The sequence below is a fragment of the Kitasatospora sp. NPDC085879 genome (assembly GCF_040686255.1).
GTDB lineage: Bacteria > Actinomycetota > Actinomycetes > Streptomycetales > Streptomycetaceae > Kitasatospora.
Map to the genome: position 1 here is coordinate 85,811 of NZ_JBFBJZ010000019.1, position 14,014 is coordinate 99,824.

The following is a 14,014-nucleotide window of genomic DNA, read 5'->3' on the forward strand; positions in this document are numbered from 1 at the left end:
CCGCCGGGCGGTCAGCCCTGGCCGTGGACGGCGGCGACGTTGTCCACGGCCGGGTGCGCCCGCCCGGCCGGCCCGGCGGCGAGGGCCGTGAGGACGTTCTCGGTGACCCGGCGCACCAGGTCGCCGGTCCGGGCGTCCATGCCGTGGTTCCCGTGCCCGCCGGGGCCCTGCGCGTCCAGGGCCTCGACCCAGCGCATGGTGCCGCTGGCGAACACCCCGGCACCGCCGGGCAGCGTCCACCAGGCGGTGTCGGCCCATGAGCGGCGGCCGTCGCAGACCACCGGGGAGTGCGCGACGATCTCGATCGGCCGCGGGGTGGGGAAGGCGGTGTTCACCCGGTCGTACTCGACACCGACCAGGTGCGGGAAGGAGTCGCCGGCCTTCGCCCCGGTGCCGGCGAACAGCCAGTGGTCGGGCGCGGTGACCACGTAGGGGGCGTCCACCGGGTAGCCGTCGTAGATCACCCCGAGCAGCGAGCTCTCCGGGTCGGCGTCCGGTGCGGCCCGGAAGTCGTTGGTGGCGGGGTGCCCCGCGCGGCGGCCCGGGTCCTCCTGCCAGGCGCCCTTGTAGCAGACCACCGTCCGGTCCGGGCCGAGGCTGGAGGGCTCGTAGCGGACCCGCCGGAAGCAGCAGTTGGCGCCGAGCACCGCCAGGTTGGTGCCGGCGTCCCGGGCCGCCGCGACGTGGGCGCGCTGCTCCGGCGACCAGTACTCGTCGTGGCCGAGCGAGAGGACGGCGTGCGCGCCGCGCAGCAGCTGCGGGTCACGGGCCAGGTCGACGGTCGTGGTGTACGCCAGCGGCAGGCCGAGCCGCTCGGCGAGGGCGATCAGCGGCGCCTCGTAGACCAGGAACAGCCCGGCGCCGTCGGCGTAGCGGTAGGGGCGGTCGAAGGTCACCTGCAGCGAGCGGGTGGCCAGGCCCCCGGTGGGGCCGTTGTAGAGGTTGTGGCCGCCCCACTCGTTGTAGGCCTGCCAGGTGGTGACCGCGTTCACCACCACCGTCCGCCCGGCGGTGGCGCGGGAGCGGACGGTGATCGGGACGAACCGCTGGGCGGAGCCGTCCCCGGTGTCCAGCCGGAGCAGGTAGCTGCCCTCGGGCCAGCCGCGGGTCTGCACGGTGGCGGTGCGCCGCCAGCCGGTGCGGACCATGCGGGTCGCGGGGTCCACCGACGGGTCGGCCTGCCGGGTGCCGGGCAGGAGGTCCGACTGCCAGACCAGCCGGGCGCGGGCGCCGCCGTACCAGCCCGTCCGGTAGGCGCGGACCCGGAAGGTGGGCACGGTGGTCGACACGTACAGGCCGAACGGCTCCCCCGGCAGCACGCTCACCCGGTCGGCGAAGCCATCGATCGCCTCGGGCGAGCCGGGCCGGGTGACCCTCCAGTCCCGGTCCCCGGGCAGCGCGTTCTCGGCCGCGGTGGCGGAGGGCGCGGGGCGGGCGGCCGAGGACCGCTGGGCGTCGGCCGAGGGCCCGTGCGGGGCCGCCGGGGCGCAGCCGCCGGCGGCACCGGCCGCGGCGGCCGCACCGACCGCAAGTCCGAGGAATCGCCGGCGGTCGGTGCCCGCCGTGCCGTCGCTGTGCGCCATCCGCCGCCCTCCCTGGCTGCCGACCGTCCCGGCACGAGTCTTGTGGATCATCGTGGCGCACGGCGGGGGACGCGCCGGAGGGCGGGGTCAGACCTGGACGAGTCCGCTGCGCGGGGGCAGTACGGCCGGCTCGGGTTGCCGCCAGGTCAGCGAGCGGGAGGCCAGCCGTGGCCAGATCACCAGCACGGCCGGCAGCGCCAGGTAGCCGAACCGCCCGGCCGGGGCGAGCACGAACGCTATCGCCAGGCCGGCCGCCAGCAGGTCGCAGGCGGCGACCGCCGAGGTCGGCGGGTAGGCCAGCAGCCAGAGCGCCACGGCGAGGCCGCCGAGGCAGAGCAGGGTGAGCGAGATGGTGTGCCCGGTCGGGCCGAGGCCGGCCAGCACCTTGCCGGGCAGCGGGCTGCCGGCCGGGGTCTGCACGGCGGCCAGGCCGAGCGGGAAGCGGACCACCTGCTCGCGCATCTCCCGGCCGTCCAGCAGTGCGAACGGCAGCACCACCGCCACCGCGGCGCCGACCGCGATCGCCGCGGCACGGGCGGCCGGCAGCCGGCCGTAGAGCCGCCAGATCAGCAGGGCGGCCACCGGCAGGGCCGGCCAGGCCGTCCACTTGAGGGTGCAGGCGAGGGCCAGCACGACGCCGGCGCCGGCGGCGCGGCCGCGGGCGGCGAGGGCCATCGCCAGGCAGCAGACGCCGATCAGCGGCAGGTCGACGCCGCCGACCGCGAGGGCGAGGCCGATCAGCGGGGAGGCGGTGAGCACGGCGAGCGGCAGCAGCGGGGCCCGGTCGCGGGCGGGGCGCAGCAGCCACCAGCTGCCGAGCATGCAGCCGAGGAAGGTCAGCGCGAACCAGATCCGGGCGTCGCCGAGCAGCTGGGTGACCGGCCCGGCGCTGCCGAGCACCGCCCGCGGCAGACCGAACAGCACCATGGCGGGCAGGTAGGGGTTGTAGTCGGCGGCCCGGACGGGGGCGGCCAGGTAGGGGTCGCCGGAGCTCAGCAGCAGGTGGGCGGAGCGTTCGACGACCATCACCTCGGACTGGTGGCGGCCGTGCACCGCGAGCAGGACGAGGGGCAGCAGCACCGCGCCGACCAGGGCCACCGAGGCGGCGGCGCGCGGGGCGATCCGCCGGGGCAGCACCGCGCAGAGCAGTCCGGCGAGGCCGTACGCGGGGGCGGCGAGGGTGCCCCAGAAGACCTGGTTGGGCAGGTCGGAGACGAGCGGGAAGGCACCGGCCCAGCCGGCCGCGACGGCGCAGCCGAGCAGTTGGACGCCGCGGTGACCGGCGAGTCGGCGTGCGGCCGGCCCGCTGTCGGAGCGGGGGCGGGGCACCCGGGCGGCGGGCACGGGCCCGGCGCCGGGGACGGCGGGGCGCCGGCGCGCACGGCGCTCGGGCTCGGGCCGGTCGGGCATCCGGGGGCTCACCATGGCAGAGAGGGTATGGGCTGGGCGGGTCGCTGTCCCGGCGCCCCGACGGTTGATGGTGTGCGTCCTGCCACAACGGGGGCGGGCCGCCGGTGCCGCGGGGGCGGACCGAGCCGGTGTGCGGGCCGGTCGGGGGGTGTGTCGGCCGGTCGGGGCCGGCCGGGCGGGGCGGGCCGGGGCGGCGGCGGATCAGTCGCCGTTCAGCACGGCCTGCAGGACCGAACGGGCGATGGGCGCGGCCAGGGCGCCGCCGGTGACGTCGGTGGCCTCGCTGTCGGCGACCACCACGGCCACCGCGACCGGGGGCACGCCGCCGGAGTCCGCCGGGCGGGCCCAGGCGATGAACCAGGCGAAGGGGGTGCCGCCGTTGCCGGTGCCGTGCTGGGCGGTGCCGGTCTTGCCGCCGACGACGGCGCCGGGGATCCGCGCCCTGCTGCCGGTGCCCTCCTCGACCACGTCGACCATGAGCTGCTGGACCTTCGCGGCGACGGAGGCGCTCACCGCCTGCCGGTAGAGCTGCGGGTGCATCAGCTGGACGACGGTGCCGTCGCTGCGCGTCAGTTTGTCCACAAGCTGTGGACGCATGACCGTGCCGTTGTTGGCGATCCCGGCGGCGACCGTCGCCATGACCAGCGGGGTGGCGGCGGTGTCGTACTGGCCGATGGAGGAGAGCGCGACCTGGGAGGTGTTCATCCGGGTGTCGAAGTTGGAGCGGGCGGCGCGGACGGGGACGTCCAGTGCGGCGTCGTTGAAGCCGAAGGCCTCGGCGGTGGACGCCATCCGCTGCAGCCCGACCTGGGTGCCGAGCCAGCCCATGGTGCTGTTGCACGAGTTCACCATCGCCTCGTCCAGCGAGAGGCCGGCCTCGTCGCAGGCCCGGCTGTCGTTGACGAGTTCGGTCGTGGTGCCCTGCATGACGTAGGGGTAGGGGGCGCCGGTCGGGGCGTGGACGTCCCTGACCTCGCCGGAGGCGAGTGCGGCGGCCGCGGTGACCACCTTGAAGGTGGAGCCCGGCGGGTAGATCTGGCGCAGTGCCCGGTTGAGCATCGGCTGGTCGGTGTCGGCACGCAGCCGGGTCCAGGCCTCGCGGTCGGCGGCCGAGGAGCCGGCGAAGCTGCCCGGGTCGTAGGAGGGGGTGCTGGCGAGGGCGAGGATGCGGCCGGTGGCGGGTTCGATCGCGACGACGGCGCCCTGCTGGCGGCCCAGGCCGTGCAGCGCGGCCTGCTGGGCGGCCGGGTCGATGGTGGTGTGGACGTCGCCGCCGGGGTTCTGCCGGCGGGCGACGGCGTCCCACACGGCCCAGCCGGAGAGGCGGTCGTCGGCACCGGAGAGCAGGTCGTCGTAGATGCCCTCCAGCTGGGTGGTGCCGTAGACCTGGGAGGCGTAGCCGGTGACGGCCGCCCAGGCGGGGCCGTCGGTGTAGGTGCGCCGGTAGTCGTAGCGGCCGCCGGTGGGGGTGGAGCCGGTGACGGGCTCGCCGGCCACCAGGATGTTGCCGCGCGGCTGGTCGTATCGCTCGATGGTGAGCCGCTGGTTGGCCTTGTTGTGGTCGTAGGCGTCGGCCTGGAAGATCTGCACCCGGGTGGCCTGGGCGGCGAGGGCGACGATCAGCAGCAGGCAGAAGGTGCCGGCCCGGCGGCCGGTGGTGGAGATGCCGGGGCGGGCGGCGGAGTCGCCGCGGGTGATCACGGGTGGGCCTCCGGGCGTGGGCGGCGGGCGGTGTCGCTCATCCGCACCAGCAGGGCGACGATGATCCAGTTGGTGACGACGGAGGATCCGCCCTGGGCGACGAAGGGCAGCGTCATGCCGGTGAGCGGGATGAGCGCGAGGACGCCGCCGGCCACCACGAAGACCTGCAGGCCGACGATGGCGGCCAGGCCGATCGCCAGCAGCCGGCCGAACGGGTCGCGCAGGGCGAGGCCGGTGGCGAAGCCGCGGGAGACCAGCAGGGCGTAGAGCAGCAGGACGGCGGTCAGCCCGGTCAGGCCGAGTTCCTCGCCGACGGTGGCGAGGATGAAGTCGGACTTGGCGGCGAAGCCGATCAGGATGGAGTGGCCGAGGCCGAGGCCGGCGCCGAGCAGGCCGCCCCAGGCGAAGGCGAACAGCGACTGGGCGATCTGGTTGGGGCCCTGTCCGGCGGCGATCGAGCCGAGCGGGTCCAGCCAGTCGGTGACCCGGCTGTGCACGTGCGGGGAGAGCCAGCCGACGCCGGCCGCGCCGACCGCGGCCAGGAAGAGGCCGATGGCGATCCAGCCGCTGCGGGCGGTGGCCACGTACAGCATGATCACGAACAGGCCGAAGAACAGCAGCGAGGTGCCGAGGTCGGTCTCCAGCACGAGGACGCCGACGAAGGCCGCCCAGACCACCAGCACCGGGCCGAGCACCCGGCCGCGGGGCAGCTGGAAGCGCCAGATCCGGCGGCCGGTCAGGGCGAGCGCGTCCCGGTGCGCGGCGAGGTAGGCGGCGAAGAACACCGCGAGCAGGATCTTGGCGAACTCGCCGGGCTGGATGGAGAACGCGCCGACGGTGATCCAGATCCGGGAGCCGTAGACCGGCGGGAAGAACACCGGCAGCACCAGGAGCACCAGCGCGGCCAGCGCGCAGATGTAGGCGTACCGCTGGAGCACCCGGTGGTCGCGCAGCACCACGACGGCGGCGAGGAAGAGCGCCACCCCGATCGCCGACCAGAGCAGCTGGGTCGGGGCGGCGGCGGAGCCCGGGGTGGCCCGGTCCAGGCGGTAGATGACGACCAGTCCGATGCCGTTCAGCAGCACCGCGATCGGCAGCAGCAGCGGGTCCGCGTACCGGGCCCGCCAGCGCACCGCGCCGTGCGCGACCAGGGCGAGCGCGCCGAGCGCCGCCCCGTAGGAGGCGGCGTCGGGCGGCGGCCGGCCGTCGATGTTGGCGCCGACCTCGATGTAGCCGAACACCGCGATCAGCACGGCGCCGACGACCAGCAGCAGTTCGGTGGTGCGGCGGGTCGGGGGCGCGGTGGCGGCGGTGGGCGGTGCGGCCGCCGGGGTGGTGGGTGTGGCCACGGCCGGTCCTTGCGAGCGGGGCGGTGGGCGGCCGCCCCGGGCGGGCGGCCGCGGCGGGCTCACGCGTCGCTGTGCGCCTTCGCCGCCTTGAGGGCCTCGACGAGGTGTTCCTCCTGGTCCGCGCTGAGCGAGGTCTGCAGGATCTCGCCGCCGTACTGGGCGAGCGCGGGCACGACCTTGTCGGCGGTGGCGGAGCGGACCAGCAGGAAGAGGGCCGCGGAGCCGGGCTCCATCTTCTGGCCGACCTGGCGCATGAAGTTGTCGTCGACGCCGGTGTCGGTGGCGGCGCCGACGGCCGCACCGGTCGCGCCGCCGATCGCCGCGCCGAGGAAGGGCATGAAGAAGAGCAGGCCGATGACGCCGCCCCACAGGGCACCGGAGGCGGCGCCGATGCCGGTGGTGTTGACGGCCTGGTGCAGCTTGACCTTGCCGTCCGGGCGGCGCTCGACGACGACGATGTCCTCCAGGTCGATCAGCTTCTGCTTCTGCAGACCGATGGCGGTGTCGCGGACCTGCTGGGCGGTGGCCACGTCGGGGTAGGCGATCGCAAAGAGGTTGCTCACGCGCGGGTTCCTTCCAGTCCTCGAGCGTGCGGAACCGGTGCCGCGCCGCTGCTGGTGGTCGCAGCCTAACGAGGATTTGCCATATTTATGCTGGATCGTGGCGGTGTGTCCGATTTTCGGCACCGCGGTGCTGCCGGCCGGGCTCACTCCGCCCGGCGCACCGCCAGCTCCCCGGCCGCGGCCACCGCCGCCACCGCGAGCAGCACGGCGGCGAACAGCGCCGGCAGCACCGCCCCGGCCAGGTCGAGGTCGCCGTGCTCGGCGGCCCGGACCAGCGCCTTCACCACGACGTGGGCCGGCGCCCAGGGCGCCAGCAGCACCAGCACCACCGCGCCCAGCGCCGCCAGGATCCCGAACGGGCCGGAGGGCAGCACCGGGCGGTTGCACAGCGCACCGACGGCCAGCCCCAGCAGCACGCAGGCCACGGTGGCCGCCAGGCCGCCGGCCAGCGCCGGGCCCGCCCCGGCCTTGGAGGTGCCGCCGGTGGCGAGCACCGCCGCCGCCCCGGCGGCCGCGAGGACGGTGGCGGCCAGCAGCGCGGCCAGCAGGTCGGCCCGGTGCACCCGGCGGGCGCCGGCCGCCGCCACCCGGCAGGCCCGGGCCGCGGCCGGCTCCGCGGTGACCGCGCAGCGCACCAGCCAGGCGGTGACGGGCAGCAGCAGTCCGGCGCTCCAGGCATGGCCGCCGAGCGGGTCGTCCCCACCGGACAGGCCGAGCACCATCAGCACGCCGTAGCAGAGCGCGGGCGGCACCAGCCGGTGGGAGCGCAGCAGCAGCTCCAGTTGGTACCGGATCAGGGCGGTCACCTTGCCTCCTCCGGAACGGCCCGGGCGGCCTCGTCGGCTGTCACGTCCGGGACGGTCCCCTCCGGGACGGCCCCCTCCGGAACGGTGGCGAGGCTGCGCACGTGCACGGCGCCGCCGGAGAGCAGGGCGCGCAGCAGCGCGTCCGAGTGGGCCCCGGCGACCTCCAGCCGGACGGCGCCGTCGGCGAGGCCGGTCCGGCGGGGTGCGCCGGGCAACCGCTCGGGCAGCGGGACCGGGCTCTCGACCTCTATCCGCACGGTCGGGCCGCCGGGTCGGGCCGCCGGCACCGGCAGCAGGGCGCCGGCGGCGACCTCGTACGTTGCGGTGGTGAGCCCGGCGAGCCGGGTCGGGTCGTGGTCGACGAAGAGCACCCGGCCGCCGCGGGCGGCGAGGTCGGCGGCCGCCTCGTCGAGCCGGGCGCGGGCGGCGGGGTCGAGGCCGGTCCAGGCCTCGTCGAGCACCAGCAGGTCGGCCTCGGCGAGCAACGCCTGGGCGACGGCGACCTTCTGGCAGGCGCCCTTGGAGAGTTGGGCGAGCGGGGTGCCGGCCCGGTCGGCGATGCCGAAGGCGTCCAGCCAGTGCTCGGCCCGGCGGTCGGCCACCGCCCCGTCCAGGCCGCGGATCCGGCCGGTGTGCCGCAGGTAGCCGCGGACGTCGAAGGGCAGCGCGGGCGGGAAGCGCTCGGGCACGTAGGCGCGGCGGGCGGGCAGCTCGGCGGTGCCCTCGGTCGGGCGCTCCACGCCGGCGGCGATCCGCAGCAGGGTGGACTTGCCGCTGCCGTTCGGGCCGCCGATCCGCACCAGCGCGCCCGGGTCGACGGCGAGCGCCACCCCGCGCAGGATCCACGGCTCGCGCCGGCCGTACCGCCGCCCCACCCCGTCGAGTCGCATGCGCCCCCTCCCTCCGCGGAAGCCTAGACGGTGGCCCGGGCAGCGGGGCCGATCCGCACAATCCCCCTTGGTTCGCACAGGCCCTGCACATTGGGAGAACCAAACTGATGATCCATAGGATGCGCGCGTGACGACTATCGGACGACGAACGGCGACCCGCGCGGCGGGGCTGCTGTCAGCACTGGCGATATCCGCCGGCATGCTGCTCGGCACCCTCCCGGCGTACGCCGACGAACCAAGCGGCTCCACGGCCGCCACCACCGAGGCGCCCAAGGTCGACCTCGTCCTCGACGTCAGCGGCTCGATGCGGGCCACCGACATCGAGGGCAGGAGCCGGATCTCGGTGGCCCAGCAGTCCATCGGCGAGGTCATCGACGCGCTGCCGGCGGAGACCGAGTTCGGCATCCGCACGCTGGGCGCGACCTACCCGGGCACCGACAAGGCGGAGGGCTGCAAGGACACCAAGCAGCTGTACCCGGTGGGGAAGACGAACAAGGTGGAGGCCAAGACGGCCGTCGCCACCCTGCGTCCGACCGGCTGGACGCCGATCGGCCTGGCGCTGCGCGGCGCCGCCCAGGACCTCGGCAACGGCCCGACGACCCGCCGGGTGGTGCTGATCACCGACGGCGAGGACTCCTGTGCCCCGCCTGACCCGTGCGAGGTGGCCCGTGAACTGGCCTCGCAGGGCATCAATCTGGTGGTCGACACGCTGGGCCTCGCCCACGACGACAAGACCCGCCAGCAGCTGCTGTGCATCGCCAACGCGACCGGCGGCACCTACACCGACGTGCGGACGAAGGACCAGCTCACCGAGAAGGTGAAGCAGTTGGTCGACCGAGCCGGCGAGACGTACCGGGTGACACCCGCCAAGGTCGCCGGCACCGACACCTGCCCGGACGCGCCGGTGCTGCGGCCCGGCGTCTACAGCGACCGGGAGAAGCTCTCCGAGCACCGCGTCTACCGGGTGCCGGTGAAGGCGGGCGAGGAGCTGCGGGCCTCGGTCAGCGTCACGCCGGACCGGGCGGTCGCCCGCGACTACGGCGTGCTGCTGCTGGCCACCGACACGAGCGGCCAGGAGCTGGTGCGCGGCACCGACGCGGGCAGCGGCCGCACCGACGTCGCCTCCACCGGCGTGCGCTGGTCGGCGCCGGCCGCGGACGAGGACGCCACACCGTCGCCGTCCGGGTCGTCGTCAGGCAAGGGCGCCGCCGAGCACGTGGTCTGCCTGGTCGTCAGCAACTCCTTCGCCGCGCAGGCGGGCGTGCAGGCCGCGCCGGGCCTGCCGGTCGAGCTGACCGTGGACGTCGCCAAGGCGTCCCCCGCGCCGGACGGCCCGGCCATGGGTCTCGGCCGCGGCTGGATCCTGCTGCTGGTGCTGACCCTCGCGGGCCTGCTCGCCGGCCTGGTCTTCGGCTGGCTGGCGCGCTGGCGGATCGCTGTCTGGCGGGAGAACTGACGATGCGTGTTCCGATGATGCGTTCCCTGACGAGGCGTACGGCCTTCGCCCGTGCCGCGGCCGTGCTGCCGCTGGGCCTCGGCGCCCTGCTGGCGGCTGCCCCGTCGGCCGCGGCGGCCTCCCCGTCGCCCGCGCCGTCCGGCTCGGCCGCCGCCGCCGCGGTAACCACCGCCGGGACGACCTTCCTGACCGCGACGCCGCTGCCCGCCGGCAAGGCGGCCGTGGTGTCCGCCTCCACCGGCGACTACCTGTACTGGGCGTTCGCCGCCTCCGAGGGCCGGACCGACACCGTGCACGTGACGGTGACGCTGCCGCCGTCCGCCGACCGGCACGGCACGCAGACCTGGTCGGTGGAGCTGTTCGACGGCCTGCGGCGCCGGCAGTCCTGCACCGCCGGCCCGCAGAACGCCACCGCGGACACCGCCACCGCGTCGGTGTCGATGAGCTGCACGCTGCGGCAGATCCGCTCCTGGGCCGAGCCGTGGTCCGGCGACCCGCTGCCGGGCACCTACTACGTGCGGCTCTCGGTCGCGGACGTCCCGCAGCAAGACCTCGGCCTCGCGGCCCAGGTGCAGCTGCACGTCGCCGGCAAGGGCGGGGCGGACGACGCCCAGCCGGAGGGCGGCGAGCTGAAGGCGCCGCTGGTGCCGCCGGTCAACGCGGGCTCCACCGCGGCACCTGGCGCCGCGACGGCCACCCCGAGCGCCAAGCCCTCGGCCTCCGCCTCGGCGGCCGTCGGCACGGTGGAGGTGGCGGCGCCCGGCGAGCCGGAGTCGCACTGGTACACCGGCCTGTTCTCGGGCTGGAACACCCGCTGGTACTGGACGGTCGCGGGCGGCACGCTGGCCGCCCTGGCCGGTGTCTGGGGCTACACCCTCACCCGCCACCCGCGCGGGCGCCGGCCCGCCGGGCCGGCCCCGGTGCCGCCGCAGGCCACCGCACCGCAGCACCCGCAGTACCGCAGCTGACCCGTCCGGGGCAGCAGGGCCGAAGGGCCCGGCCGGAGCGACCGCAGGTCGTCCCGGCCGGGCCCTTCGGTGTTCCCGTGCGCCGGTCAGCCCACCGCGACGGGCACCGGGCCCGCGGCCGGTGAGGCGGGTTCGAGGTCGCGGACGGCGGCGACCAGCGGGGCGAGCTCGGGGCGCCGCCCGGCCGCGTCCAGGGCCTCGCGCAGCGCGTGGTCGTTGGTGGGGCGGGCCTGCTCCAGCAGGGCCAGCCCGGCGTCGGTGACGTTGGTGTAGATGCCGCGGCGGTCGGTCGGGCAGAGGTAGCGGGCGAGCAGGCCGCGGTCCTCCAGCCGGGTGACCAGCCGGGTGGTGGCGCTCTGGCTGAGCACGACGGCGTCCGCGAGCTGGGTCATCCGGAAGTGCCCGCCCTCCTCGTCGTGCTGCGCGCTGAGCACGTCCAGGACGGAGAACTCGCGCACGCTCAGGCCGTGCTCCGCCTGGAGGGCGCGCTCGATGTGCGCCTCGATCCGGCCGTGCAGGGCGGAGAGTGCGCACCAGCCGTGGGCCAGGCCCGGTTCGGGTCGCGTCATGGGACCACTGCTCCCTTCGCTGCGGTGTCACCCCAGGATAGTCCAGATCCGAGATAGCCCGCGTTTGCAACTATAGGCGCGTGCAATTAATGTCGAAGCCCGTAAGGCCTCTACGCAACCACTGGGAAGGCCACCCATGCCTCTCGCACTCCTGGCGCTCGCCATCGGCGCCTTCGGCATCGGCACCACGGAATTCGTGGTCATGGGACTGCTGCCGCAGGTGGCCCAGGACTTCGGCGTCTCCGTCCCCACCGCCGGCCTGCTCACCACCGGCTACGCCCTCGGCGTGGTGGCCGGCGCCCCGCTGCTCGCCGCCCTCGGCACCCGGGTCAGCCGCAAGCGGATGCTCATGCTGCTGATGGGTCTGTTCGTCGCGGGCAACCTGCTGACCGCCCTCGCCCCCGCCTTCGGCCTGGTGCTCGCCGGCCGGATCACCGCCTCGCTCGCCCACGGCGCCTTCTTCGGCATCGGCTCGATCGTCGCGGCCGGCCTCGTCGCCCCCGCGCGCAAGGCCGGGGCGATCGCCATGATGTTCACCGGCCTGACCGTCGCCAACGTGGTCGGCGTGCCGCTCGGCACCCTGGTCGGCCAGCAGGTCGGCTGGCGGGTCACCTTCCTGCTGGTCGCCGCGCTCGGCGTGGCCGGGCTGGCGGGCATCGCCGCTCTCGTCCCGGCCGACCCGCGGCCCGGCACCGACGGCACCGGACGGCCCGGGATCCGGCGCGAGCTGGCCGCCTTCCGCAACGTCCAGGTCGTGCTCGCGATGCTGATGACGGTGCTGGGCTTCGGCGGCGTCTTCGCCGCGGTGACCTACATCGCGCCGATGATGACCGAGGCCGCCGGCTACGCCGAGTCCTCCGTCACCTGGCTGCTCGTCCTGTTCGGGCTCGGCATGGTCGTCGGCAACCTGGTCGGCGGCAGGTACGCGGACCGCCGGCTGATGCCGATGCTCATCACCACGCTCGGCGCGCTGGCCGTCGTCCTCGCACTGTTCTCCTTCACGGCGCACGACAAGGTGCTGGCCGCGGTCACCGTGCCGCTGATCGGCGCGCTCGGCTTCGCCACCGTCCCGCCGCTGCAGAAGCGCGTCCTCGACCGGACCGCCGACGCCCCCACCCTGGCCTCCGCCGTGAACATCGGCGCCTTCAACCTCGGCAACGCGCTGGCCGCCTGGCTCGGCGGCGCCGTCCTCTCAGCCGGCCTCGGCGCCACCGCCCCCAACTGGGTGGGCGCCCTGATGGCCGCCGGCGCCCTCGGTCTCGCCGTCCTCTCCGCCGCGCTGGACCGCCGGCCGGCACCGGTGCCGACCGTGACCGCCGACACCGCGCCCACCGCGCGGGTACCCGTCGACCACTGACCGACCGTCCGATCCCCCCGCACTACGAACACCGCAGCACCGAACCGAACCGGAGTACCGATGAACCCGCTGACCACCGCCGACGCCGACCGCCTGATCGCCGCCGCCCACCGGGCCGCCGAGGCCGAGGGCGTCCGGATCTCCGCCACCGTGCTGGACGCCGGGGGCCACCTGCTGGCCTTCCGCCGCGACGACCGGGCCGTCCTGATCGCCGGCGAGACCAGCACCCGCAAGGCCTACACGGCCCTCCAGCTGGACACCCCCACCGCCGACCTGGTCGACGCCGTCCGGCCCGGCGGCCCCTTCCACACCCTGCCCACCGCGCTGGACCGCCCGCTGCTCTTCCTCGCCGGCGGCATCCCGCTGCACCGCGACGGACGGCTCGTCGGCGCCCTCGGCATCGGCGGCGGCGCACCCGCCCAGGACCACGGCTTCGCCCGGGCCGCCGCGGCCGAGTCCGACCTCGGCTGACGTCCGCTCAGTTCGGGTACGGCCCCGGACAGCAGAAATCCCGTCCGGTCGGCGATCGGACGGGATTTCGCCGGCCTCCGGCCTCCGGGCTCCGGTCGGCTAGGGCCGCCGCGGTTGCCGTACCGCACTGCGGTACGGCGGCCCGCTCAGTGCGGAACCCTGGGTTCAGTGGTCGTTGAGGAAGGTGTGTTCGCTTCCGAGATGCCCCACGCTCGGGCCCAGCCAGATCGAGACGGCGATGCTGACGTTCTCCGGAAGGTCGTAAATGCCGCCGTCCGAAGCACTGACGGTCTTGCACGATCCGAGCCCGCCGGTGGCCTCGATGATGTAGCGGGAGTTGTACTGGCCGGAACTGCTCTGGGTCCAGACCTGGACCCTGGGGGCCATTCCGTCGGCTGCCGAGTCGCAGACGGAGACGACGTCGCCGTGCTCCTCGACGTAGACCGTGCCGCCGTGGGCGGAGTCCACGGTGGTCCACGTGTGGTCCCAGCTGCCGCCGGGCGGGTCGACAGCCGCCGATGCCGACGTCGCGGTGGCGAGCGCCCCGCCGGCAAGGAGAACGGTGGCTGCGGTTAAGGCCGCGATCCTGTGACGCATCATGCGATCCTCCCTAGGGCTCGCTCGGACGGCCCGGCGAGCTCCAGCGAGCCTAAGTAGATTGGCTGCCACGGGTCGGTGAGGTCGAGTGGATCTTTGCATTGCCTTGACTGCACACGCACAAATCACTCGCACACCCGGGCTGCGGTGACGGCGCGTCAGCGGATCGCGGCGCAGCTCCTCCGGCACATCGCGGCCGAAGCGCCCGGGCTCCCGGAGCAGGCGCTGCACTTCGCTGCCGCGCGAACGCTCAAAGGCCCTCCCGGGTAATCCCGGAAGGGCCTTTGACATTGG

Annotated in this window: 13 protein-coding genes; 4 read left to right on the forward strand and 9 right to left on the reverse strand. The window is 75.3% G+C overall.

Annotated elements, in window-relative coordinates; all coding sequences use genetic code 11:
* Positions 1–11: 11 nt before the first annotated feature.
* From AB0P35_RS17010 to AB0P35_RS17040, 7 genes are all read right to left on the reverse strand, one after another.
* A complete protein-coding gene (locus AB0P35_RS17010) occupies positions 12–1,583 on the reverse strand; it encodes a N,N-dimethylformamidase beta subunit family domain-containing protein (protein ID WP_363511375.1) in 1,572 nt (523 codons plus the stop codon).
* Positions 1,584–1,670: 87 nt separating this feature from the next.
* Entirely contained in the window at positions 1,671–3,008 is a 1,338-nt protein-coding gene (locus AB0P35_RS17015) for a hypothetical protein (RefSeq protein ID WP_144298626.1), read from the reverse strand.
* A gap of 186 nt (positions 3,009–3,194) precedes the next feature.
* Positions 3,195–4,694, reverse strand: a complete 1,500-nt coding sequence (locus tag AB0P35_RS17020; RefSeq protein ID WP_363511377.1) for a penicillin-binding transpeptidase domain-containing protein — start codon at positions 4,692–4,694, stop codon at positions 3,195–3,197.
* Positions 4,691–6,043 (reverse strand): FtsW/RodA/SpoVE family cell cycle protein, encoded by a 1,353-nt coding sequence (locus tag AB0P35_RS17025; protein WP_363511379.1) that lies wholly within the window; start codon positions 6,041–6,043, stop codon positions 4,691–4,693. Before AB0P35_RS17025 ends, AB0P35_RS17020 begins: the two co-directional genes overlap by 4 nt.
* A 59-nt stretch (positions 6,044–6,102) precedes the next feature.
* On the reverse strand, positions 6,103–6,606 hold the full coding sequence (locus tag AB0P35_RS17030; protein ID WP_363511381.1) for a DUF1269 domain-containing protein: 504 nt from the start codon (positions 6,604–6,606) through the stop codon (positions 6,103–6,105).
* Positions 6,607–6,749: 143 nt separating this feature from the next.
* Positions 6,750–7,412 (reverse strand): ABC transporter, encoded by a 663-nt coding sequence (locus tag AB0P35_RS17035; protein WP_363511383.1) that lies wholly within the window; start codon positions 7,410–7,412, stop codon positions 6,750–6,752.
* The gene (locus AB0P35_RS17040) at positions 7,409–8,302 is read right to left on the reverse strand and encodes an ABC transporter ATP-binding protein (protein ID WP_363511385.1); all 894 of its coding nucleotides are present in this window, start codon (positions 8,300–8,302) and stop codon (positions 7,409–7,411) included. The genes AB0P35_RS17035 and AB0P35_RS17040 overlap by 4 nt, the downstream gene beginning before the upstream one ends.
* 127 nt (positions 8,303–8,429) lie before the next feature.
* On the opposite strand from AB0P35_RS17040, the gene AB0P35_RS17045 reads away from it, so the two are divergent.
* Positions 8,430–9,758: a VWA domain-containing protein gene (locus tag AB0P35_RS17045; RefSeq protein WP_363511387.1), complete on the forward strand. Its 1,329-nt coding sequence runs from the start codon at positions 8,430–8,432 to the stop codon at positions 9,756–9,758.
* 2 nt (positions 9,759–9,760) lie between these two features.
* On the forward strand, positions 9,761–10,726 hold the full coding sequence (locus AB0P35_RS17050; RefSeq protein WP_363511389.1) for a peptidase: 966 nt from the start codon (positions 9,761–9,763) through the stop codon (positions 10,724–10,726).
* Positions 10,727–10,812: 86 nt separating this feature from the next.
* Here AB0P35_RS17050 and AB0P35_RS17055 read toward each other — a convergent pair whose 3' ends face one another.
* A complete protein-coding gene (locus tag AB0P35_RS17055) occupies positions 10,813–11,295 on the reverse strand; it encodes a MarR family transcriptional regulator (protein WP_363511391.1) in 483 nt (160 codons plus the stop codon).
* A gap of 136 nt (positions 11,296–11,431) precedes the next feature.
* On the opposite strand from AB0P35_RS17055, the gene AB0P35_RS17060 reads away from it, so the two are divergent.
* Positions 11,432–12,652, forward strand: a complete 1,221-nt coding sequence (locus tag AB0P35_RS17060; RefSeq protein ID WP_363511393.1) for an MFS transporter — start codon at positions 11,432–11,434, stop codon at positions 12,650–12,652.
* A gap of 60 nt (positions 12,653–12,712) precedes the next feature.
* On the forward strand, positions 12,713–13,123 hold the full coding sequence (locus AB0P35_RS17065) for a heme-binding protein (protein WP_095873467.1): 411 nt from the start codon (positions 12,713–12,715) through the stop codon (positions 13,121–13,123).
* A gap of 165 nt (positions 13,124–13,288) precedes the next feature.
* Here the strand turns inward: AB0P35_RS17065 and AB0P35_RS17070 are convergent, their stop codons facing one another.
* Positions 13,289–13,723, reverse strand: a complete 435-nt coding sequence (locus tag AB0P35_RS17070) for a hypothetical protein (protein WP_363511395.1) — start codon at positions 13,721–13,723, stop codon at positions 13,289–13,291.
* Between the last annotated feature and the right edge of the window lie 291 nt (positions 13,724–14,014).

Excerpts from the sequence above, each read along its gene's own strand:
- AB0P35_RS17065 (WP_095873467.1), top strand. The coding sequence starts at position 12,713 with ATGAACCCGCTGACCACCGCCGACGCCGACCGCCTGATCGCCGCCGCC.
- AB0P35_RS17040 (WP_363511385.1), bottom strand. The coding sequence starts at position 8,302 with ATGCGACTCGACGGGGTGGGGCGGCGGTACGGCCGGCGCGAGCCGTGG.
- AB0P35_RS17015 (WP_144298626.1), bottom strand. The coding sequence starts at position 3,008 with ATGGTGAGCCCCCGGATGCCCGACCGGCCCGAGCCCGAGCGCCGTGCG.
- AB0P35_RS17010 (WP_363511375.1), bottom strand. The coding sequence starts at position 1,583 with ATGGCGCACAGCGACGGCACGGCGGGCACCGACCGCCGGCGATTCCTC.
- AB0P35_RS17070 (WP_363511395.1), bottom strand. The coding sequence starts at position 13,723 with ATGATGCGTCACAGGATCGCGGCCTTAACCGCAGCCACCGTTCTCCTT.
- AB0P35_RS17060 (WP_363511393.1), top strand. The coding sequence starts at position 11,432 with ATGCCTCTCGCACTCCTGGCGCTCGCCATCGGCGCCTTCGGCATCGGC.
- AB0P35_RS17050 (WP_363511389.1), top strand. The coding sequence starts at position 9,761 with ATGCGTGTTCCGATGATGCGTTCCCTGACGAGGCGTACGGCCTTCGCC.
- AB0P35_RS17055 (WP_363511391.1), bottom strand. The coding sequence starts at position 11,295 with ATGACGCGACCCGAACCGGGCCTGGCCCACGGCTGGTGCGCACTCTCC.